Source organism: Burkholderia sp. A2 (assembly GCF_001729305.1).
Taxonomy (GTDB): Bacteria; Pseudomonadota; Gammaproteobacteria; order Burkholderiales; family Burkholderiaceae; genus Burkholderia; species Burkholderia sola.
On sequence record NZ_LZXX01000086.1, the window covers coordinates 10174 to 30429 of the forward strand.

Below are 20256 nucleotides of genomic sequence, written 5' to 3' on the forward strand. Positions count from 1 at the left end.
CTTGTTCCGCTTGTTCCGCTGGCGCCGCTTGTTCCGCTGGCGCCGCTTGTTCCGCTGGTGCCGCTGGCGCCGCTAGTACTCGTCCCGATGGTGTTACCTGCCGGCGTCGGCGCCGTGACGTCCCCGCCGCCGCACGCCGCGAGCGCACACGCAGCCGCAATGGCGGCGAGCACAACGTTCGCCTCGATGAAGTGATCTTGCATGGTAGCCCCCGTTCGCTATTGAGCGCGATCACTCCACCAAGCATCTACCGTGCCATTTCCATCGGGCTCCTTCACAGTTTCACAATCGCCTTGCGATGGCGGTCCAGGCCGCGCTGCGGGGCTGCGCGCATCAGATGCGGATCGCGCCGCCCGGCTCGGCCCGTGCAGGCATTCCGATAATGCTGACGTAACGCCGACCCTGCGTTACGTAGCACAAGAAGCGAAAAAAACGACGGCGGCCACCCGTGCACACGCCGCATCCTCGTCACGGCCGCTTCACCAGCTTCACGATCGTCAGTGTGCCGTTGACGTTCTCCACCCGAACCCGGACCTTGTCGCCCACATGCAGCGACTGGATCATCGCCGCGTCGGCGGCCTTGAATGCCATCGTCATCGGCGGCATCCCGATGTTGTCGAGTGCGCCGTGCTTCAGCGTCACGCGCCCGCGCCCGGCGTCGATTTCCTTGACTTCGGCCTCGGTCAGCTTCGCATCCTGCGTCGACATGCTCGCATCGCTTGAACTCATGCCCGACATGTCGCCGGCCGCGAGCGCCGGCATTGCAACGACCGCCATCGCACACGACATGGCGACAGCGCGAAAGCGGATCTTCATCGAGCGTCTCCCGTCGCGCCCGGCGTGTTTCCGCCGCCAGCCGGTGCCGCGCATCACACGATCAACGTCACACCGGCCCACACAATCAGCACGACGCCGAGCGCGCGGCCGATACGATCGCCACCGGGCAGGACCTTTTCCACGAACACGAACAGCGACAACGCGACGATCCACACGACATTCATCACGCCGCCAACGAACAGCAGCGCCATCAGCAACCAGCAGCAGCCCACGCAAACCACGCCGTGTCGCGCACCCAGCAGAAAACTGCCGGCAACGCCCGGACGCCAGTGCGCGACCAGGAACGCCGCCGGCGCACGGCATTGCCGCAAACACGCGCGTTTCAGCGGCGAGAATTGATAGAGCCCGGCCAGCGCCAGCACGATGGCGGAAAGAAGCGCGCTCTTCGACCACAGCATCATCGCGGAGATCAGCCCGGCCGGCTGCAGCAGCGCCTGAAGCAACGCCGCGCCGATCGAGAACGCGAGCCACGTCGTCAGATAGCCGGCCAGCAGCGCCACCGACGTGAACGCCGATCCCGCCGCCCCGTTGCCGTGCTGCCGCAGCACGCGCCGGTACAGCATCACGAGCGGCGCGGCGCCGGGCGTCATCATCGCGATCATCATCACCCACCACATCGCGATCACGGTCGGCAGAGACGGATCCATGCTGCCCATGCCGTCGGCCAGCCGATGCGGAAACAGCGCGACGGTCGTCATCTCCCGTGCCGACATGCCGGTTCCCGCGCCGGTCCACAGATAGAACCAGCACAGGCCGACGAGCGCGGCCATGCCGAGCAGCGTGACGGCGCGCTCGCGCGCGAGCCAGACGTCGAACGGAGTCATGCCGCGGCGCGATGCCGGATCAGCCCGTGGTTGTTCAGATGCAGCCGTGCGAATTGCGCGTAGGTTCCGTCGAGATTCAGCACGATGTTGCCCTGCGAGCGCCCCGTTCCCGAACCGATCTCGGCCAGCTCGTATTCGAAACCGTGCGGCAGGTCGATCCGCACACGGTGCTCGTCTCCCGTCACCGGATTGCGGATGGGGTCGCCGGCGGCGTCGAACACACCGTCCACGTGAATCCGGCCGCGCCGCGCGTCGACATCGACGTCGAAATCGATCGTCGTGAAGATCGGATCGAACGCGTGCTCGAGCGTCGACGCATACACCGAGAACATCGTCGCAAATGGATCGGTATCCTGACCGGTCATGATTTTCAGCACGGCGTCGCGCTGCGCCGGACTCGCGCGCTCGTCGACGATCGGCTGGCACTTGCCCTTCCCTTCGTGAACCGCGCCCGGCCACTGAAACACCACCGCGATCCTGACACCGTCGAGCACCACGTCGCCGTAGTGGCCGCGGTCGATCGAAATCGCCCCCATCGCTTCGCAGTTGCCGTTGGTCGGCAATGCATTGAACTGGCAAGGGCAACCGTATGAGCAATTGCAACTGATCATTTCGGTACCCTGAATCTCCCACGGCGTCATGGCTCCACCTCGCGCTCTGAAACGGACGAACGCTTCGAATCTAGTGCACGCGATCGGGGAAAGCAAAGCGGTAATGACAGCGTGAAAACCGTGGGTTCCGGCCTCACGTAAGACCTTTCAGGATGGGCTCGCGCAGTTGCTCCGGCAACCGTCCACTCACCCCGCTCTCATACGAACAGCGACACGACGATCGCCCACCACACCGCGCCCGCGCCGCACAGAAACACGCGTCGCGCGACGAACATTCGCGATTCGTCGTCGGGCGTTTTCATCGGCGACGTCGCGAGAAACGGCACGCTGGCGAGGCACGCGAAACCGGCCAGCGCCGGCACGATCACGACGTAGTCGCCGAACCGCCAGGGCAATGCTTCGTGCAATCCCCAGTAGCCGAGAGACAGCATGCCGATCGAGAACATCGTCGCCGCGGCCGAGCTGAGCGCGACCACCGATCCTGTGGGAAATTGCACGGGAACCTCCCCTCGCGCAGCGCGCGATGCAACGCCTGTCGCCGGAGATCGGCATGATCTCGTCCGCCCGCAGCGAAATCAGGCGTTCGTTTCGGACTCGCATGCATCGAGCGCGCCGCCTCCACCCGTCAGCGAATGCGCGTTGTCACGGATTGACGGATTCGATCCGGTCGAGCGGTATTTCGTGCCCGTTCAATCGGCCAGCTGCTGCATTACGTTGCTAACCCGGTTTCTTCGTGCCCTGCGCAACGGAAATCCACCCGACCACCGCCGCGGCGACCCAGCAACAGGTGATCATCAGGTCCAGATCCATCCAGCCTTGGAAATTCGTGCTGTTTTCGAAGCTGCAGCGCTGATGGCCCCTGACCCACATGCAGCCGCTGATCAACTGCTGGATGTGCATGTAGATGCTGTACACGGCAACCGCCGACGCGATGACGGCGACCCGCAGGCTTATGCTCTTTTTCATTGACGCTGAAGGCGTGGGATGGTCGTGGGATGGTCTCCCGACGATCTTAAGCCAATGGCAATGCACGACGCAATCGATCCGGTATCGACCGACGGTGTACGCGGCATCGTGCATGCAGCCGGTCGCGCCGCACGGCGAAATTGTCGCAACGGTGTCGTCGCGCTCGATCGACCCGGTCACGCTCAAGAACGTCGAGAAAATCGCTGAAGAACGCCGGCATGCTCGACGGCAATCGCGCATCGGTATTCGTGGAAGTCGATGGGCTCGACGACTCCCTGCCAAAGTACGCGGATAACAATGTCAATGGACGTGTTCGTCGCGCCATGCAACCGGACAAGGTTCAGCACCGACGTCGACGTGCTCGCGATCCCGTACGCCGCCGCGGATCTCGTCGGACCGATCAAGGATAAGCCGATCCGTCTCGACCGCGATGCGCTGGCGCTCGACCCCATGCGGGCGCCTGCTCGTCGTTTCTGCGTTTGGTGACACGCGCGGAAGCGAAGTGCGGGATTCCGGCACGCGACATTCCCGTCGAACGAGGCCCGTCGGCGGCTCGCCGGCGGCCCGCCGGACATGATCGCGGACGCGCTACTCAAGCTGGTGCGGAAGGTGCCGGCCCGGGCGCACGCGTGCGTGAGGGCATCGAGGATTTTCTTGCGGGACGCGGCTGCCTGAGCGTCGAACACGCGCGGCGCCGGTAAAGGCGGAAGAAGTAGAAGAAGAAGCCGCGACGCGGCGGCGCCGCCGGCGACCGAACGAACGGCACAGTGCGCCGTTCATCCGGTTCGTCCGGCCATGGGGCCGGACAGGTGTCGATCGGTGCGCGTTGCTGCGCACCGGTCGTGGCCGCTTAGCGGCGCGGCTGCCCGCTTCGCGGCGGACGCGGGGAATTCGCGTCCTTGTGCCGGAAGTTGATGCGGCCCTTGGTGAGGTCGTACACCGACAGTTCCAGCGTCACGCGATCGCCCGCGAGAATGCGGATGTGGTTCTTGCGCATGCGGCCCGACGCGTACGCGCCGACCACGACGCCGTTTTCCAGCGTGACACGGTATTTGCTGTCCGGCAGCACTTCGTCGACGATTCCGTCCAGTTCCAGCAGTTCTTCTTTTGCCAAACCAATTCCTCCAGACAAGGTGATTGACCGCGGCCGCGGCAACTGCCCGGCACCGCTCCCACAAACGGAACGGCGGCCGGCAGGCAGCCGGGATCGGTTCGTTCAGACGGGCCTCGGGCCTGTCTTGCGATCGGAGCCCGGCGCGTTGCGACGTTCGGGCGGTCGGTGGCTGCGGCGCCAGCGGCGCCGCGCAAGTCGGGACCGCGCCAGCTACGGCATGGCGGCGGTCTGCTCGGGTTGATGCGTTGAAGCGGTGATGCGCTCGCGAAACGGCGTGCGCGTCGCGAGGGCGTTGCGTCGCATGCGGTTCGCGCATGCGATGAGGGAGGCGTCACGACCGATGCATCGCGAATGTCGCGATGCATCGGTCGTGCGCATCGGAACGCACAGGCCGCCGTCATGCGGCGCCCCGCGCGATACTCCATCCGGCATCGGCCGCCGCCTGGCGACCGCTGCCGATGCGGCTTACTGCGGCGTGATGTTCGACGCTTGCAGACCCTTCGGGCCGCGCTTCACTTCGAAGCTGACCTTCTGGCCTTCGGCCAGGGTCTTGAAGCCCGTGCCGCGAATTTCCGAGAAATGGGCGAACAGATCGTCGCCGCCGTTGTCCGGGGAAATGAAACCAAAGCCCTTGGTTTCGTTGAACCACTTGACGGTACCGGTATCCACAAATACTTCCTTAATACAAATAATTGAACATGCGCCCGCGACGGGCACAGAAAGAATCAAAGAGGGAGAGACCAACGACTGCCGCACGGTGTACGGCCAATGATGAGCAATCGAACTTCTTGATGACTTCGGTCTCGGACACTACGCGGTAGCGACCGTTTCGTCAAGTTATTTTGATGCAGCGCACAAGCACGAGCGCTTTGGACACGTTCCATGGCGGAGGTTTTGAGTCGACACAGTCGGTTTGGATGCATCCCCCATTCTTTGCCGACCGCCCGTTTTTACGCGGTTTCCATTCGTATCATCTCCACGAAGCCCGGTATGTCGGTCTACAGCGGCATGGTGACCGGCACGAACGGCTTCCCGAATGCGTTGCACGCGGCATCGACCGGCGATGTGCCGCGCGCCGGAGCAGGATTCGGTACCGGCCGCCAATCGTGGCGGTCGTGTCGAGGCGACCCGCGCCCGGTCAAGCGTCGCGCGAGCCTGTGTGCCGCCCGTCCGACTTCGCGGGACGGCAGCCGCCGCCCCCCCCCCCCGCACGCTAATCGAACGGATTCAGCAACCGAACGCCGGTGCGAGCAAAATCGTCGACGTTGCGCGTGACGACCGTCAGATCGTTGATCAGCGCGGTGGCCGCGATCAGCTTGTCGAGTTCGTGCGTCGGATCGGGCACGCGCAAATGCCCCCACATCTGGCTGGTCTCGATATCGACCGACAGGATGTTCGACGCATAGCCGGACAGGATCATCGCCATCCAGGCCTCGAGCGCCGACGCCTGGCTGTGATCGCCGCGATGACGGATCAGGTCGACACCGCGCCGCAACTCGGCCACCGTCACGACGGACAGATAAAGCGGGCTCGCTTCGGCTTCGGCCTGCGTGAAGAACGCCCGCACGCCGCGGTTGGTTCGCTTGCCCTTCCTGATTTCGCTGATGACGTTCGTATCAATCAAAAACACGCCTGACCTCGCCTGAATCCTGAACACGTTGGAAATCCGCGTCTTCGCCCACCTCCGGCATGCTCATCAGCACTTGCGCGAAGGTGCGCCGCTTCGGCCGGCCCAGCGCTTCGGCCAGAATGGCTCGATGTTCGGCCTCGGCGCTCCTGCCATTGGCCGCGGCCTGCTCGCGCAGGCTTTGAACGATAGTGTCATCCACGTTACGCACCAGAAGATTTGCCATGAGTACCTCCATCCAGTTTTGCTATCAATGATAGCGTCATGAGGGTAAATTGCAAGCATTGCTATCACCTTCATGACCGGACGGACCCCGGGGGTCGGCGTAGACCAGCGGCAGAGAACGGCAGGAATCCGCCCCTCTTCCGCTGCTGGCCCGACGCATCGAACTGCTGTCGCTTAAGGTAAGCCCCAGCGGGACGGTGCGGAAGCCGACCGAATGGCCAGTCGAATGCCATCGATCACGATGAATGTCCGGCCGGGCGAGGAACGGGATTTGCGAGGCGGGCACAGCAGGCGACAAGCATGACGAATACGGGCGCTGCATCGGTTCGCCCCTGAAACATCGTGTTGCACAACGGGCCGCCGCATCGCCCGCGACCGTCGCAATCGTTTGATACCATCGGATCACAAGACCGGCGATCGAAAGCCGTGCGAAGCGCGCAGAAGACCTTGCATCGACGCGGACCGTCCGACCATCCGTGCCTGAAATCCCGATCCAAGACACGAGACGCTCTTCAGTGGACTTTGTTGCGCCCTCGCTGGAAACCCTGTTCTCCCCGACACCCGACAAGCTCTACTTCCCGGCATGCGTTGCGGCCGTGGCGATCATCGCGTGGCTCGTCGCCCGGCACGTGCCGTTCTACCGGTCGGCCGTCGACAAGTCGCTGTCGATGCGCTATCGCAATCTCGACGGTTTCCGCGGCCTGCTGGCCATCTCCGTGGTCTTCCATCACTTCGCGTGCAACCAGGCGTTGCTGTCGACCGGCGTCTGGGGTGCCGGCACCGATTTCCTGCGCAATCTCGGGACGATTCCCGTCGCGATGTTCTTCATGGTCACCGGGCTGTTGTTCTGGGAACGCGCATGCCGAGGCGCGCTCGACGTACGGACCTTCTTCGTCGGACGCGTGCGACGCCTCGCGCCGCTCTATCTGTTTTACGCAGCCGTCATCGTCATCTGCACGCTTTACTGGTTTCCCCGCAACGCCGTCGGCGCACCGACGCAGCTGCTGGCCGACCTGCTCAAGACCGTGTCGCTCGGCTGGTTCGGCGCGTTCCCGATCAACGGAGCGGAGCGGACGCCGTATCTGAGCGGCGTCTGGTGGACTCTCGCCTACGAATGGCGGTTCTACGTCGCCGTTCCGTTTCTCGCATGGTTCGTCGCCACGCGCGCGTGGCGCAAGCTGTTCGCGCTCGCGATCGTCACGGCCTGCGCGGCGCTGTTCGGGCCGCCCGGCGGCATGGCGCTGCTGTTCGCACTCGGCGCGGTGGCCTACGAGGTGTCGCGGCACCCCGCGATCCGCGCGCGGCTCGCGACGAAACCGGCGGCGACCGTCGCGCTGCTGATCCTCGCGATGTCGCCGTCCCCGGCCGAACGCTATTCGATCGAAGGCGCGCTGCCGCTGCTTCCGGTGTTTCTCTGCATCGCCAGCGGGAACACGTTCTACGGCCTGCTCGATACCCGGCCGCTCGCGCTGCTCGGCACCGCCAGTTTCAGCATCTACATGATCCACATGGTGATCGTGTACCTGATCATTCACGCGTTCAACAAATTCGTTTTCCCGATCAATTCGGCCGGCGATTCCGGCATCTGGGCGCTCGCGCTCGCATGCGCGCTGGTCGCCGTCTTGTGTTCGCTGCTGACTTACCGCTACGTCGAGCATCCGTTCATCGCCAAGCGCCACGACGCCCGCCCGGCACGCCGCGCGGCCGAGCCGACGCGCGTGTCCCGCGTCGAGCAGCGTCCCGCCGACGACGAACATGCCCTCGATGCAGTCGGCGAGACCGCTTCCCGATGACCGGCGGAATCGGTACCATCGAGCGCTTGAGGCCCGGCGGGCGCCGCGCCATCGTACGCCGGCGCCTGTCTTTCGTACCACCGATTTCGCCATGTCCCGGGAACCCACACATTCCGCGCTGCTCTGGATCGTCGCCGCCGCATTCTTCATGCAGTCGCTCGATACGACGATCGTCAACACCGCACTGCCGTCGATCGCACAAAGCCTGCATGCGTCGCCGCTCGCGATGCAGCCCGTCGTGGTCGTCTACACGCTGACGATGGCGATGCTCACGCCAGCCTCCGGCTGGCTCGCCGACCGGTTCGGCACGCGCCGCGTATTCTCGGTCGCGATCCTCGTGTTCGTGCTCGCGTCGATCGGCTGCGCCGCGTCGCACACGCTCGGCCAGCTCGTCGTCGCGCGCGCCGTGCAGGGCATCGGCGGCTCGATGCTGCTGCCGATCGGGCGGCTCGCCGTGCTGCGCCGCGTGCCGGGCGAGCAGTACGTCGCGGCGATCGCGTTCGTGTCGATCGCCGGCCAGCTGGGCCCGATCGTCGGGCCGACGCTCGGCGGCTGGCTCACGCAGGCGATTTCGTGGCACTGGGTGTTCATCGTCAACGTGCCGGTCGGCGTGATCGGCTTCATCGCGGTGCAACACTACCTGCCGCACGACCAGGCGACGCAGCCGCCGCCGTTCGACTTCGTGGGCTGTGCGCTGCTGTCCGCCGCGATGATCGCGCTGTCGCTCGCGATCGACCCGCCGATGTCCGCGCATCGCGCCGCGTGGGCGACCGGGCTCGCCGGGCTCGGGCTGGCGAGCGCGCTCGCGTACCTGCCTCACGCGCGACGCCGCACGCAGCCGCTGTTCCGGCTCGGGCTGTTCCGCGAGCCGAACTTCGGCTCGGGGCTGCTCGGCAACCTGCTGTGCCGGATCGGCACGAGTTCGGTGCCGTTCATGCTGCCGCTGCTGATGCAGGTGCAGCTCGGCTATACGCCGCTGCAATCGGGGCTGATGATGCTGCCGGCCGCGATCGCGGGCGTCGTCGCGAAACGCTGGATCGCGCCGCTCGTGAAGCGCTTCGGCTATGCGGCGTTTCTGGTCGTGAATACCGGGATCGTCGGCTGCGCGATCGCGGGGTTCGCGCTGGTGTCGGCGCGGCCCGCGCCGGTGCTGGAAGGCGTGCTTCTGATCGTGTTCGGCGCGGCGAATTCGATGCAGTTCGCCGCGATGAACGGTGTGACGCTCAAGGGGCTGTCCCATGCCGATGCCGGCAGCGGCAACAGCCTGTTCACGATGATGCAGATGCTGGCGATGGGGCTGGGCGTGTCGATCGGCGGCGGGCTCGTCAATCTGTTCGCCGCCGATCGGGGCTCGATGGCGCACGGGTTCATGCTGTCGTTCGCGTGCATGGGCGCGGTGACGCTGCTGTCGTCGGTCGTGTTCCGGCGGATCGATGCGGCCGCGCCGCCGGCCGGTGCGGCGGCGCGGCCTTCCGCGTGATCGCGGCCGTCAGTTCACCTGGCGGCGCTCGACGACGCGCTTGAGCACCCAGCGGATCGACGAACCGTCGGCCGGCGGACGCGCGACGCGGTATTCGTCGACTTCGAGCGTGTACACGTAGCCGGGCTGGTACGCGAACCCTTCGATTCCCGCATACCACAGGCTCCACGGCTCGCTCGGGCTGCTGCGCACCTGCAGGCACTCCATCGGCGCGACGCCCGTGCAGCGCGCGGACTGCGGCGCGACATAGACTGTCTTCGTCACGGGCTTGCCGTCGGCCGGGCGCGCCGCGCTCGACGCGGTGGCAGCGGCGTCGGTCTGGCATCCGGCGACGAGCGTGCTGCCGGCAATGACGGCTGCGCCGAGCAGCGTTCGGATCGTGTGAATCATCTGGTATGCCTCTGCGAGCGTTGGAGGGGCAATTAGACGAACCGCCCGGTGAGAAGGTTCACAAACACCTGACTGAACGTGCTCGACTGCCGTCGTTTATCGGATGTCGCGTGCGAGCCGATACGTTACCGTGTTCCGGTTCCGCCTCGCGCTTCGTCACCGGCGCGACGATCGCCGTCGACGGCGGCTTCACCATATGGTGATCGTGTACCATCGGCGCTTCCCGCTACGCTTTCGTGCGCTGCCTGCGTCCGCCCGGCCACGCCCGCGCGATTCGCGCAGTGCGTTTCCTTCGCATGACCTCATCCGCTTCGCCCGACACTGCACTCCGCCCGCTGCCGATCGATACGCTGACCGTACCGGCCACGCTCGACGGACGCTCAGGCACCAATCGCTCGGGCAGCGCGCACCCGCAGATCGCCGCGACCAACGACCTCGACGCCGTGCGCGCGTGGCTCGCGCGCTTCGTCGATACGCCGACCACGTTCCAGAACTACCGCAAGGAAGCCGAGCGCCTGCTGCTGTGGGCCGTGATCGCATGCGGCAAGCCGCTGTCGTCGCTCACGCACGAGGATCTCGTCGTCTACCGGCAGTTCCTGCTCGCACCCGCGCCGGCCGAGCTATGGTGCGCGAACGGCGGCCGCAAGCATCCGCGCGACGATCCGCGCTGGCGGCCGTTCTACGGTCCGCTGTCGGCAGCCAGCCAGCGGCAGGCGCTGGTGATCCTGAACGTGATGTTCTCGTGGCTCGTGCAGGCCGGCTATCTGGCCGGCAACCCGCTCGCGTTGTCGCGACAGCGGCAGCGCCGGCCCGCGCCGCGCGTCACGCGCCATCTCGGACAGCCGCTGTGGCAATCGGTGAAGGATGCAATCGCCGCGATGCCGCGCGACGATGCCCGCGCATGCTTCCATGCGGACCGCGCGCGGTGGCTCTTCACGCTGCTGTATCTCGGCGGGCTGCGCATTACGGAAGCGGCCGATACGACGATGGGGCAATTCTTCTGCCGGCGCGACGCGAACGGGCACGAGCGCTGGTGGCTCGACGTGACGGGCAAAGGCGGCCGGCAGCGGCTCGTGCCGGCCACCGACGAGATGATGGCCGAACTGTCGCGCTACCGGCGTGCGCACGGCCTGCCCGCGCTGCCGCGCGACGGCGAGCCGACGCCGCTCGTGCTGCCGATCGGCCAGGCGCGCAAGCCCCTCACGCGCGCGGCGCTGCACCGGATCGTGAAGCAGGTGTTCCGGCACGCAGCCGACCGGCTGCGCGCGAATGGCGAAGCCGGCGAGCAGGCGTCGCGCGTGCTCGAACAGGCATCCGCGCACTGGTTGCGCCACAGCGCAGGCTCGCACATGGCCGATGGCCGCGTCGACCTGCGGCTCGTGCGCGACAACCTCGGCCATGTGTCGCTCACGACGACGAGCCAGTATCTTCACGCGGACGACGACTGGCGCCATCGCGAGACGGAGGAGAAGCACCGGATCGGGTGGGACTAGGCTGCGTTGCGCCGCTCAGCGTACGAGGTCGAGCCAGCCGAGGCCGTCGTTGCTGCGGCACTTCGCACGCTCGCTTGCCGCCGGCACGTTGATCTCGCCGCACCGCATGTCGACACGCTTGCGGTGTCAGTACACGGCCACCCAGTGCCCCGGCACCCACGCCCAGTGATTGCCGGCCCACCGGTAGTGCCCCTTCGCCCAGCGATAGCCGGGCGCGGGCGGCGGCGGCGCCACCTCGACGACCGGCGCGGGCTGCGGCGGCCGCACGGGCTCGACCACGCAGGCCGACATCAGTAAAGCACTCGCACTCACCAGCACGGCCAGCGAAACGGATTGGATCTTCATTGTCGATTCTCCCTGTTGTGTAATGGGTTGATCGGGCCGTACACGGCATGCCCCGCGTCACGCGCCCCCGCGAATCAGGCCGCTCATCGGCGGTGTCGGGCCGCTTTCCGCAAATAACGCGGACGCGGTGCGGCGCGGATCGAGCCGCAGGCTGTCGGCGGCCGCGCCCGCGATCAGCGCGTCGAGCGACGCGGTCGGCTTCAGGTCGCGCCCTTCGTACAGGTCGCCCGGCCGCAGTCCCGGCCAGTCGGCGATCACGCGACCACCGGCAACCGCGCCGCCCGCGAGCATCGCGACCGACGCCTGCCCGTGGTCGGTGCCGCCCGTGCCGTTCACCGCGGCCGTGCGGCCGAACTCGGTCGCGACCAGCACCGTGGTCTGCTGCCACGCGGGTCCAAGGCCGTCGCGCAGCGCGGCGAGCATCGTGTCGAGCGCCTTCAACTGATTGGCGAGCCGCGCGTTCTGCGCGCTATGGGTGTCCCAGCCGCCCGTCTCGATCATCGCGATCCGCGGGCCGTCGTCGCGTGCGAGAAACGTCGCGGCGAGCTTGCCGACGCCGGCCGGGTCCTGCCGTGCATGCGCGTCGCCGGCAAGGCCGCGTGCTTCCATCGCGGATTGCCACAACGGGCCGAGCTGCGCGTCGGCTTCGTAGAGCGCCGACACGCGCGTGAGCAGATCGTCCGGCGCGGCCGGCAAACCGGACGGCGCATACGACGCGGCCTGCACCGTGCCGCGCAGCGCGAGCGGCACGGTCGGCGCGAATGCGATTGCGTTGTCGCGCGTCGCCGGCAGCAGCGCGGCCAGCCGGTTCAGCCAGCCGTCCTTTACCTGGTACGGCGCCCGGCCGCCCGTTTCGAGCACGTTCTGGCCGTCGAAATGCGAGCGGTCTCGATACGGCGACGCAATCGCATGGACGAACAGTGCCTGACCGTCGCGGTACAGCTGCGCAGTCCGCACGAGCGACGGATGCAGCGCGAACGTGCCGTCGAGTCGCGTCGCGGCCGCCGTGTCGATCGCGAGCGGGCCGCGCAGCGACGCATACGCGGGCTCCGCATACGGGACGACGATGTTCAGGCCGTCGGCCGCACCGCGCTGGATCACGAACACGAATCGCCGGTCGGTCTCGACGTTCGCGAACGCGATCCGCGGCGCGACGAGGATCGCGCCCGCGCCGGCGGCGGCCACGCGGAGGAATTGTCGGCGGGACAGTGCCATGGTCATCTCCGTTGGAAATCGGGCGACACGAGCAGCAGCGCGAGCGACGTCGTCGCGCTTTCGGCACGCGCGAGCGCGGTCGCGGTCGGCGCGCTCATCGAACCGGCGAGCAGCGTGTTGCCGAGCGTGCGCGGATCGAGCCGGTCGCCCGTACGCGCGGCCAGGCGCTGCGCGATCTCGACGCGGCGTACGAGCGCGTCGGGCGCCGCCCAGCTCGCAGCGACGTCGTCGTAGCCGGCCGGCGAGCCCGGCCGCCACACCGGCTGGCCGAGTTGCGCGAGCAGCGGCGCGGCCTTGAGATCAGCGGTATCGCGCCAGCCGAGCCCGCGCAGCGACGACACGGCCCACTCCCACGGAGTCTTGAACTTGCGGTTGACCGGCGACCACGCGTCGGGCGCGTCGACCAGTGCGCGATAGACGGTCGGCAGGTCACCGCCGCTCGCATCGAATGCGCGCGCGAGCCGGTCGGTCAGCGCGGGCGGCGGCGTATCGGCGACGAAATGACGGGCGAGCTGGAACGCGATGTGCCGGCCCGTCGCCTCCGATCGCGCGAGGTCGTGCAGGACCGCGCGCGCCTGCGCTTCGCCCGGTTGATCGTAGGCGCGGCCCATCACCGTGCGCGTGCCCGGTTCGTGCAGATTCGGGCGAAACACGAATGCGCCGGGCGCCGCATCGCCCGGTTGCGGCCCGCGGCCACCGGCCACGCTCCAGCCGGTCAGTGCACGCGCGAATTCCGTCACGTCGGTTTGCGTATAACCGGTGCGCACGCCGAGCGTATGCAGTTCCATGATTTCGCGGGCAAGATTCTCGTTGAGCCCGCGCTTTGCCGACGGATTGCGTGCCTGCGCACGCAGCGCGGCCGGGCTGTCGGGGCCGACCGAGCGCGCCTGATCGAGGAACACCTGCATCGCGGGATGCTGCTCGACGGCGACGAGCATGTCCTCGAAACGGCCGAGCACGTGCGGGCGGATCGCGTCGCGCTCGAACGCGCCCGCGTACGCGGCCACCTGCCCCTTGTCGACCGATACCGCGAAATGGTTCGCCCAGAAATGCACGAGACGCTCGACGAACGGCGCGGACGTCGTCAGCGCGCTGTTCATGCGCGCGGCGACGGCGCTGCGATACGCGTCGTAGCCGTCGCGGCGGATCGATTGCGCGGTTGCGCGCTTCGCGGCCGGGTCGTCGCTCGTCATCGCGGTGCGGGTGTTCGCGAAGCGCGTGGCGAGCGTGATCGCGTCCGGCTCGCTCGCCCATGCGGCGGGCCGGGCATCGTAGCGGTCGAACTGGGCGAGCAAGCCGGCCTTCGGGTCGGCGGGCGGTGCTTCGTCGGGCCGCGCGCCGAGACCGAAGCGGTTCAGCGCGATCGCGGCCGGCGTGGCGTCGTTCGGGTGGTCCATGACGGGCTCTCTTGCGGTGCGTACTCACGTTCAACGCAAGCACACAGGAAAATCCGTCGCGGGAAGGGAAATATTTTTTGTGATGGGGGAAACGCCGGGCGGAAGTCCCGCAGCGCGGCGGCACGCATCGTCAATGGATAACGACCGCGCGATTCATCGGAACCGGCACGCGCATGACGCGCGGGCAACACGCAGATTGCGTGTCGCCCGCGCGCGGTTTATCCGGCTTACTCGCTCGCCGATGCGTCCGGCTTCTTCTGCAGCCTCGGCGGCAAACGCCAGTTCCCGCTGTGCTGCAACCCGTCGACGAACTTCACGCGCTCGTCGGGCGTCAGCGTCGCCGCGAAATCGACGACGCTGCGCTCGATCTGCGCCCGCATCGCGGTGTCGGCCGCGCGTGTGCGGTCGAGCGCCGCATCGATCGCCGCGCGATCGAGTTGCGGCGCGGCGAGCAGGTCGAGCACGGTGATCCGGCCGTCGCGCCCTTCCCGCGCGAAATCGCGGCCGCTCTTGCGCGCCGCCTTCAGCGCGGCGGCGAACTCGCGCTGCCGCCCGTCGGGCAACTCGTCCGCCGCGAAACGCAACGCGGTGCGCGATGGGGGCGCGCCGGCCGCATGCAGGTCGCGATGGGTCGAGAACCATTGGTATGCGCCGCCGCCGATCGCGCCGAGCATGAACACGTTCAGCACGACCGAGCCGACAAGCGTGAATTTCCAGCCGCGTTCGGTCATTCGTCGGCTCCGTCGATGCTCGGGCCGCCGAACGTCGTCGTCAGGTAGCCCGATTCGTGTTGCGCGATCGGCGCGCTGCCGAGCATCAGCATCGACACGGCCACCGCACCGGCGAGCGCGCCGGCCAGCCCGACGCCCGCGAACGCCGCGCCCGACCACCACACCCGGCCGCGACGTCGCGCGCGTTGCGGCGCCGGCGCCGCCGCCGGCGCGGTCGCGACGATACGCTCGACCAGCGCCGGCGCGGGCGGCGCCACCGTGTCCTGCATCAGCCACGCATCGAGCTCGGCGGCCTCGTCGAGCGCTTCCAGTGCGTCGCGTGGATGCGCGTGCGCCCACGCTTCGGCCGCCGCGCGTTCGGCCTGCGGCCAGCGCCGCGCGTCCGAGCCGTACGCGGCGACGATGGTACGAAATCGTTCGGGTGTCATCGCTTGTCCTCGCTAGGTGGGTCGCCGGCCAGTTGCGCGCGCAGGTTGCGCCGCGCACGGGCGAGCAGGCTTTCCAGCGCATCGACGGTGATGCCCATCAGGTTGGCCGCTTCCACATTCGACATTTCCTGATAGTACTGGAGCACCAGCGCTTCCCGCTGCCTCGACGGCAACGCGGCCAGCGCCTGCCGCACGCGCGCGTCGCGCGAACGCAGCTCCGCGTGCACGGCCGGCTCCGGCTGCGTGTCGGGCACGTCGGGCAGCGTATCGACGGGCTCCTCGCGCCGGCCGCGCAACCGGTCGTAGCACAGGTTCAGCACCACGCGATGCAGCCACGTGTCGAAGCGGGCTTCGCCTTCACGCCAGCGCGGCGCCTGGTTCCAGATTCGCAAGAACGTCTCCTGCGCGACGTCCTCGGCTTCGTTCCGGTCGCCGAGCATGCGCGTCGCCAAAGCGAGCAGCCGCGGCAGCTTGCGCGCGACGAGCACACGCACCGCCGATGCATCGCGCGCACCGACGCGCGCGACGAGTTCCGCGTCCGGATCGCGGTCGCCGCGATCGTTCAACGCCGCCTGCTCCGTCGCGCGGCGCGCGGGCGCCGCCCTGTCACGGCAGAGGGACCCGCCGCCCGGCTGAAGCTCATCGTCGTGCTCTCCTTGCATGCGTCGGACCATCGCCGGACGGCGCCGCGCCGACGGCTCCGCCGGTTCGTCAACGCCGCGCGCGTCGCGCCCGGCATCGCACACGGTATCGGCCGTGCCGGTTTCATCGACATCCGGTTCGCGCCGCATGTCGATCCTGTCTGCCGGCCGCGCGACCATCGGCCGGCGCGCTCAATATACGACGATCGGCGCGGGCCGGTAATACACCGGACGGGCCGGCACGACGACGCAGCCGGCCAGCACGATGGCCGCGGCCGCCAGTATGACGATGGTTCGGACAGGCATCGCTTCGGCTCATGATGTTGCATGAAGAATCCGCTGCGCGGTCATCCCTTCGACGCGCGGCGGCGTGCACGTCACGCCCAGTGGCCCGGCACCCAGCGCCAGGCCGGGCCGCGCGCCGCCCAATGCCCGGGCACCCAGTGGTAACCGACCCGCACCACCTGCCAGTGGCCCGGAATCCATACGTAACGGCCCTGCCGCCAGTGCCAGTGCCCCTGATCCCAGACGTAGCCCGCTCGGGGCGCCGGCATCACTTCGACGCGCGGCGGCGGCGGCGCAAAAGGCGCGACGATGACGGCTTGCGCGAATACGGCGGAGGTCGCGAGCGCCGCCATGCAGCCGGCGGCCCATCGCAATGGAACAGAAAGTTTCATGAAAAACTCCGAAATAACGGCATCGACCGGAAGCGGTCGTTCATGCGTTAAACGGAGCAGGCGGGAGAAATCCGTCGCGACATCGGCGAATAATTTTCGCGGAGGCTGCCCGGCGCCGATGCGGACTGGAGGCGCGCGGCGCGCGACCCTATGTATCGGCCAGCGCGCACGCACGGTTGCGGTACTGTCACAACGCGGCAAAACTGCCCTTCGACAATGCATGCGACCGGGATCCCGCTCGTTTCCGGCCCATGTCCCGGCCGTGCTCGCGCACGGCCGTGCGGCTCTCCTCTCGCGTCCCATCAACGAACACACCGACCATGTCGAACCAGGACACTCTCCCCGATCAGCCGAACGAGCCGGCCGCTTCCGTGTCGCGTCGCGGCTTCCTGAAACTCGCGGGCGTCTCCGGCCTCGCGACCGCCGCCGGCGGGCTCGCGGCCGCCCGCGCCGCTGCGTCGAACCCGGACGGCACGCCCGAACAGGTTCACCTGACGTGGGGCAACGACCCGACGTCCGAAGTCGTGATCTCGTGGGCGTCGCTCGCCCCGGCCATCAATCCGCGCGCGCGCATCGTCGCCGACGGCGAGCCGCCGCGCACCGTACACGGCGTCCAGCGCCTGTACACCGACGGCCTGAACGGCGAGACCGTGTTCGCGTATCACGCGCGCGTGCACGGGCTGAAGCCCGATACGCGCTATCGCTACGAGATCACGGCCGACAACGACAGCCGCGCCGCACAGCCGTTCTCCGCGACTTTCTCGACCGCGCCGCGCGGCCGGGCGCCGTTCCGTTTCACGAGCTACGGCGATCTCGCGACGCCGAACGGCGCGTGGGTGCTGTCGTCGCCGCAGAGCCGCTTCGCGGTGCAGGCCGTCGAGCAGTTCCAGCCGCTGTTTCACCTGCTGAACGGCGACCTCTGCTACGCGAACCTGAACCCCGCGCACCAGCCCGAGGTGTGGCGCGATTTCGGCAACAACAACCAGACGTCGGCCGCGAATCGCCCGTGGATGCCGTGCCCCGGCAATCACGAGATCGAATTCAACAACGGCCCGCAAGGGCTCGACTCGTACCTTGCACGCTATACGCTGCCGGAGAACGGCACGCACTTTCCGGGCCGCTGGTACAGCTTCCGCGTGAGCTCCGTGCTGTTCGTGTCGCTCGACGCCGACGACGTCGTGTATCAGGATGCCGCCGCTTTCGTCGGTGGCCCCGCTCCGCTCGTGCCGGCCGCGAGCACCGGCCGCCCGCCGATCGAGCCCGGCACGTCGTTCTATGTGCGCGGCTACAGCAACGGCGAGCAGACGCGCTGGCTCGAACGCACGCTGCGCCATGCCGCGCACGACGACGACATCGACTGGATCGTCGTGCAGATGCACCAGGACGCGCTCAGTTCGTCGAAGACGGGCAACGGGTCCGACAAGGGCATTCGCGAAGCGTGGCTGCCGCTGTTCGACCGTTACGGCGTCGATCTCGTGCTGTGCGGCCACGATCACGACTACGAGCGCAGCTACCCGGTGCGCGGCTGCAATCACCGCGCGGGCGTCGATGCGAAGACCGGCGAAGTGGTCGAGACGCTGCAGCCGCGCCCGGTCGGCTCGAACGACCCCGACCGCACGACGTTCGACACGAGCCACGGCACGATCCACCTGATCCTCGGCGGCGGCGGCACCAGCGCGCCGCTCGACGTGTACGGCGAAAATCCGTCGACCGGCTTTGCGCAGGCGAAGGTGTTCACGAAACCGAACCGGCCGGTGCCGGGCGGCGCGCCGAACACGTTCGTGCGCCAGCCGGCCGATGCGCTCGAGGATGCGATCTGGTCCGCGCGCCGCGATACGGGCACCGGCTACGGAATCGCGGTGTTCGATCACGATCCGGGCAAGCCGGGCGGCCACACGACGATCACGATGCGCTACTACCATGCGCCGGGCGCCGACCAGCATCCGACCGCGCAATACGCGCTGTTCGAGACGATCGAGCTGAGCAAGAAGCGGCGCGAGCGGTGATCGACGCATCGGGCGCCCGCTGCGACGAGCGCCCGATGCGTGGCCGTCGACGGACGGAACGCGCGGCGCGGGTTGGAGTGCCCGCATCGCACTCCGGCCATGCAGATGCGTTTCGAATACCGCATTCACACGCCCCCCACGGCCGACGCATTCGACGCCATCGCGAATACGCTGCCGCACACCACGCTCTGCCGACGCGGAAAGCGATGCTCGATTCGATCGGACACGCGCTGTCGGGAATCGGTGCACCGTGGCGTATCGGCTCGCGCGACCGAATCGATCGGACACGCCGGTCCGGCTGAATCGCCGCGACGGCTGCGCCCCCGTAAAATGCGCGCTTCCGGCGAAATCTTCTCTTTGTATCGCTGCTCACGATGACGGCACGCGCGAGCCGACCCGAATCATCCGAAATCGAATCAACATGTTGAAACAGGCAGCAAGCATCAAACGCAAGAACAACGCAACGCTCGCCGGGCTCGGCGCGGTGCTGTTATGGGCGTCGGTGGTCGCACTCGTTCGCGGGGTCAGCGAAAGCCTCGGCGCGACCGGCGGCGCGGCGATGATCTATACGGTGGCGTCCGTGCTTCTGCTGTTTTCGATCGGCTTCCCCGACCTGAGCCGGTTCCCGAAAAACTATCTGCTGTGGGGCGGGTTGCTGTTCGTGTCCTACGAGGTGTGCCTGTCGTTGTCGATCGGCTATGCGAGCAACGCCCGCCAAGCGATCGAAGTCGCGATGGTCAACTATCTGTGGCCGAGCCTCACGCTCGTCGCCGCCATCGTGTTCAACAAGCAGCGCGCGAACTTGCTGGTCGTGCCCGGCGTCCTGCTGTCGATGCTCGGCATCTGCCGGGTGCTCGGCGGCGACCAGGGGCTCGATCCGGCGGGCATGCTGCGCAACGTCGCGGACAATCCGCTGAGCTACGGGCTGGCGCTCTTCGGCGCGCTGATCTGGGCCGGCTATTGCACTGTGACCGCGCGCATCGCCGACGGCAAGAACGGCGTGACGCCGTTCTTCATGCTGGTCGCCGCGGTGCTCTGGATCAAGTTCGCGATCGAAGGCGGCGGCGGCATGACGTTCAGTTTGCGCGCGGTCGTGTATCTCGTGCTGGCGGCGTCGGCACTCGGCTTCGGCTATGCGGCCTGGAACACCGGCATCATGCACGGCAACGTGACGGTCATCGTCGGCGCATCGTACTTCACGCCGGTGCTCGCCGCCGCCCTCGCCGCCGCGCTGCTGCACGCGCCGCTGTCGGCCGAATTCTGGCAAGGCGCGTCGATGGTGTGCGGCGGCTCGATCCTGTGCTGGCTCGCGACGCGCGGACGGCGTCGTGACGAGACCGGGCCCGTGCCGGTCGCCAAGGAAGCCAAGGGCAATTGCCACGGGTGACGACGGCAGGTGCCGTCGACACAAAGCCGGATCGCTGCCGGCGATTCCCCGAACCGTCGACCGACGTGC

24 protein-coding genes and 1 pseudogene are annotated in these 20256 nt (G+C 67.7%); 8 read left to right on the top strand and 17 right to left on the bottom strand.

Translation table 11 applies throughout. The features are described from left to right. Positions 1-195: hypothetical protein (locus tag A9Z05_RS38395; RefSeq protein ID WP_218077805.1), on the top strand; the 195-nt coding region annotated here is incomplete at its 5' end. 273 nt (positions 196-468) lie between these two features. Here A9Z05_RS38395 and A9Z05_RS09665 read toward each other — a convergent pair. From A9Z05_RS09665 to A9Z05_RS09685, 5 genes are all read right to left on the bottom strand, one after another. Beyond that, a complete protein-coding gene (locus tag A9Z05_RS09665) occupies positions 469-816 on the bottom strand; it encodes a copper-binding protein (protein ID WP_069618040.1) in 348 nt (115 codons plus the stop codon). 53 nt (positions 817-869) lie between these two features. Then, positions 870-1661, bottom strand: coding sequence for a DUF2182 domain-containing protein (locus A9Z05_RS09670; RefSeq protein WP_069617886.1), 792 nt, complete (start codon positions 1659-1661; stop codon positions 870-872). Further along, the gene (locus A9Z05_RS09675; protein WP_069617887.1) at positions 1658-2302 is read right to left on the bottom strand and encodes a DUF1326 domain-containing protein; all 645 of its coding nucleotides are present in this window, start codon (positions 2300-2302) and stop codon (positions 1658-1660) included. Before A9Z05_RS09675 ends, A9Z05_RS09670 begins: the two co-directional genes overlap by 4 nt. A 167-nt stretch (positions 2303-2469) precedes the next feature. After that, a complete protein-coding gene (locus A9Z05_RS09680) occupies positions 2470-2769 on the bottom strand; it encodes a hypothetical protein (RefSeq protein ID WP_069617888.1) in 300 nt (99 codons plus the stop codon). Positions 2770-2989: 220 nt separating this feature from the next. Next, positions 2990-3187 (bottom strand): hypothetical protein, encoded by a 198-nt coding sequence (locus A9Z05_RS09685; RefSeq protein ID WP_371090823.1) that lies wholly within the window; start codon positions 3185-3187, stop codon positions 2990-2992. A 139-nt stretch (positions 3188-3326) separates the two neighbouring features. Between A9Z05_RS09685 and A9Z05_RS37700 the strand changes: the two are divergent. Then, positions 3327-3534 (top strand): annotated as a pseudogene (locus A9Z05_RS37700) (hypothetical protein); the annotation flags it as partial. Positions 3535-3541: 7 nt separating this feature from the next. Then, positions 3542-3724 carry a hypothetical protein gene (locus tag A9Z05_RS38400; RefSeq protein WP_069617890.1) on the top strand — a complete coding sequence of 61 codons (183 nt, stop codon included), beginning with the start codon at positions 3542-3544 and terminating at the stop codon, positions 3722-3724. A gap of 364 nt (positions 3725-4088) precedes the next feature. On the opposite strand, the gene infA is transcribed toward A9Z05_RS38400, so the two are convergent. The 4 genes from infA to A9Z05_RS09715 form a co-directional block, all read right to left on the bottom strand. Then, positions 4089-4352, bottom strand: a complete 264-nt coding sequence (gene infA, locus A9Z05_RS09695; protein ID WP_006483034.1) for a translation initiation factor IF-1 — start codon at positions 4350-4352, stop codon at positions 4089-4091. 465 nt (positions 4353-4817) lie between these two features. Continuing rightward, a complete protein-coding gene (locus A9Z05_RS09705; protein ID WP_006483056.1) occupies positions 4818-5021 on the bottom strand; it encodes a cold-shock protein in 204 nt (67 codons plus the stop codon). Positions 5022-5565: 544 nt separating this feature from the next. Then, complete coding sequence (locus A9Z05_RS09710; protein WP_176730186.1) at positions 5566-5982, bottom strand: type II toxin-antitoxin system VapC family toxin; 417 nt, start codon at positions 5980-5982, stop codon at positions 5566-5568. Beyond that, positions 5969-6205, bottom strand: a complete 237-nt coding sequence (locus A9Z05_RS09715; RefSeq protein ID WP_069618041.1) for a DNA-binding protein — start codon at positions 6203-6205, stop codon at positions 5969-5971. Before A9Z05_RS09715 ends, A9Z05_RS09710 begins: the two co-directional genes overlap by 14 nt. Before the next feature lie 514 nt (positions 6206-6719). Here A9Z05_RS09715 and A9Z05_RS09720 point away from each other — a divergent pair. After that, positions 6720-7997: an acyltransferase gene (locus A9Z05_RS09720; RefSeq protein WP_256121937.1), complete on the top strand. Its 1278-nt coding sequence runs from the start codon at positions 6720-6722 to the stop codon at positions 7995-7997. A gap of 91 nt (positions 7998-8088) precedes the next feature. Continuing rightward, positions 8089-9477, top strand: coding sequence for a DHA2 family efflux MFS transporter permease subunit (locus A9Z05_RS09725; RefSeq protein WP_069617893.1), 1389 nt, complete (start codon positions 8089-8091; stop codon positions 9475-9477). 9 nt (positions 9478-9486) lie between these two features. On the opposite strand, the gene A9Z05_RS09730 is transcribed toward A9Z05_RS09725, so the two are convergent. After that, complete coding sequence (locus A9Z05_RS09730) at positions 9487-9867, bottom strand: DUF4377 domain-containing protein (RefSeq protein ID WP_069617894.1); 381 nt, start codon at positions 9865-9867, stop codon at positions 9487-9489. A gap of 296 nt (positions 9868-10163) precedes the next feature. Between A9Z05_RS09730 and A9Z05_RS09735 the strand changes: the two genes are divergently transcribed. Further along, on the top strand, positions 10164-11360 hold the full coding sequence (locus tag A9Z05_RS09735) for a tyrosine-type recombinase/integrase (protein ID WP_069617895.1): 1197 nt from the start codon (positions 10164-10166) through the stop codon (positions 11358-11360). Positions 11361-11486: 126 nt separating this feature from the next. Here the strand turns inward: A9Z05_RS09735 and A9Z05_RS09740 are convergent, their stop codons facing one another. The 7 genes from A9Z05_RS09740 to A9Z05_RS09770 all read right to left on the bottom strand — a co-directional run bounded on the left by A9Z05_RS09740 (position 11487) and on the right by A9Z05_RS09770 (position 16794). Then, the gene (locus A9Z05_RS09740; protein ID WP_069617896.1) at positions 11487-11705 is read right to left on the bottom strand and encodes a YXWGXW repeat-containing protein; all 219 of its coding nucleotides are present in this window, start codon (positions 11703-11705) and stop codon (positions 11487-11489) included. Positions 11706-11762: 57 nt separating this feature from the next. Continuing rightward, positions 11763-12920 carry a DUF1501 domain-containing protein gene (locus A9Z05_RS09745; protein WP_069617897.1) on the bottom strand — a complete coding sequence of 386 codons (1158 nt, stop codon included), beginning with the start codon at positions 12918-12920 and terminating at the stop codon, positions 11763-11765. Positions 12921-12922: 2 nt separating this feature from the next. Beyond that, positions 12923-14317, bottom strand: a complete 1395-nt coding sequence (locus A9Z05_RS09750; protein WP_069617898.1) for a DUF1800 family protein — start codon at positions 14315-14317, stop codon at positions 12923-12925. 227 nt (positions 14318-14544) lie between these two features. Continuing rightward, the gene (locus tag A9Z05_RS09755; RefSeq protein ID WP_069617899.1) at positions 14545-15048 is read right to left on the bottom strand and encodes a periplasmic heavy metal sensor; all 504 of its coding nucleotides are present in this window, start codon (positions 15046-15048) and stop codon (positions 14545-14547) included. Next, on the bottom strand, positions 15045-15476 hold the full coding sequence (locus A9Z05_RS09760) for a hypothetical protein (protein WP_069617900.1): 432 nt from the start codon (positions 15474-15476) through the stop codon (positions 15045-15047). Before A9Z05_RS09760 ends, A9Z05_RS09755 begins: the two co-directional genes overlap by 4 nt. Next, positions 15473-16267: an RNA polymerase sigma factor gene (locus A9Z05_RS09765; RefSeq protein ID WP_084044188.1), complete on the bottom strand. Its 795-nt coding sequence runs from the start codon at positions 16265-16267 to the stop codon at positions 15473-15475. The genes A9Z05_RS09760 and A9Z05_RS09765 overlap by 4 nt, the downstream gene beginning before the upstream one ends. Before the next feature lie 227 nt (positions 16268-16494). Beyond that, positions 16495-16794 carry a YXWGXW repeat-containing protein gene (locus A9Z05_RS09770; RefSeq protein WP_069617901.1) on the bottom strand — a complete coding sequence of 100 codons (300 nt, stop codon included), beginning with the start codon at positions 16792-16794 and terminating at the stop codon, positions 16495-16497. Positions 16795-17114: 320 nt separating this feature from the next. Between A9Z05_RS09770 and A9Z05_RS09775 the strand changes: the two genes are divergently transcribed. After that, entirely contained in the window at positions 17115-18800 is a 1686-nt protein-coding gene (locus A9Z05_RS09775; RefSeq protein WP_069617902.1) for a metallophosphoesterase family protein, read from the top strand. A 442-nt stretch (positions 18801-19242) separates the two neighbouring features. Then, the gene (yddG, locus tag A9Z05_RS09780) at positions 19243-20187 is read left to right on the top strand and encodes an aromatic amino acid DMT transporter YddG (protein WP_141723401.1); all 945 of its coding nucleotides are present in this window, start codon (positions 19243-19245) and stop codon (positions 20185-20187) included. The last annotated feature ends 69 nt before the right edge of the window (positions 20188-20256 follow it).

What these genes read in the sequence shown, in the direction of transcription:
- A9Z05_RS09665 (WP_069618040.1), bottom strand. Translation starts at nt 816, where the DNA reads ATGAAGATCCGCTTTCGCGCTGTCGCCATGTCGTGTGCGATGGCGGTC.
- A9Z05_RS09670 (WP_069617886.1), bottom strand. Translation starts at nt 1,661, where the DNA reads ATGACTCCGTTCGACGTCTGGCTCGCGCGCGAGCGCGCCGTCACGCTG.
- A9Z05_RS09675 (WP_069617887.1), bottom strand. Translation starts at nt 2,302, where the DNA reads ATGACGCCGTGGGAGATTCAGGGTACCGAAATGATCAGTTGCAATTGC.
- A9Z05_RS38400 (WP_069617890.1), top strand. Translation starts at nt 3,542, where the DNA reads ATGGACGTGTTCGTCGCGCCATGCAACCGGACAAGGTTCAGCACCGAC.
- A9Z05_RS09715 (WP_069618041.1), bottom strand. Translation starts at nt 6,205, where the DNA reads ATGGCAAATCTTCTGGTGCGTAACGTGGATGACACTATCGTTCAAAGC.
- A9Z05_RS09725 (WP_069617893.1), top strand. Translation starts at nt 8,089, where the DNA reads ATGTCCCGGGAACCCACACATTCCGCGCTGCTCTGGATCGTCGCCGCC.
- A9Z05_RS09730 (WP_069617894.1), bottom strand. Translation starts at nt 9,867, where the DNA reads ATGATTCACACGATCCGAACGCTGCTCGGCGCAGCCGTCATTGCCGGC.
- A9Z05_RS09735 (WP_069617895.1), top strand. Translation starts at nt 10,164, where the DNA reads ATGACCTCATCCGCTTCGCCCGACACTGCACTCCGCCCGCTGCCGATC.
- A9Z05_RS09740 (WP_069617896.1), bottom strand. Translation starts at nt 11,705, where the DNA reads ATGAAGATCCAATCCGTTTCGCTGGCCGTGCTGGTGAGTGCGAGTGCT.
- A9Z05_RS09745 (WP_069617897.1), bottom strand. Translation starts at nt 12,920, where the DNA reads ATGGCACTGTCCCGCCGACAATTCCTCCGCGTGGCCGCCGCCGGCGCG.
- A9Z05_RS09750 (WP_069617898.1), bottom strand. Translation starts at nt 14,317, where the DNA reads ATGGACCACCCGAACGACGCCACGCCGGCCGCGATCGCGCTGAACCGC.
- A9Z05_RS09755 (WP_069617899.1), bottom strand. Translation starts at nt 15,048, where the DNA reads ATGACCGAACGCGGCTGGAAATTCACGCTTGTCGGCTCGGTCGTGCTG.
- A9Z05_RS09760 (WP_069617900.1), bottom strand. Translation starts at nt 15,476, where the DNA reads ATGACACCCGAACGATTTCGTACCATCGTCGCCGCGTACGGCTCGGAC.
- A9Z05_RS09765 (WP_084044188.1), bottom strand. Translation starts at nt 16,267, where the DNA reads ATGCGGCGCGAACCGGATGTCGATGAAACCGGCACGGCCGATACCGTG.
- A9Z05_RS09770 (WP_069617901.1), bottom strand. Translation starts at nt 16,794, where the DNA reads ATGAAACTTTCTGTTCCATTGCGATGGGCCGCCGGCTGCATGGCGGCG.
- A9Z05_RS09775 (WP_069617902.1), top strand. Translation starts at nt 17,115, where the DNA reads ATGTCGAACCAGGACACTCTCCCCGATCAGCCGAACGAGCCGGCCGCT.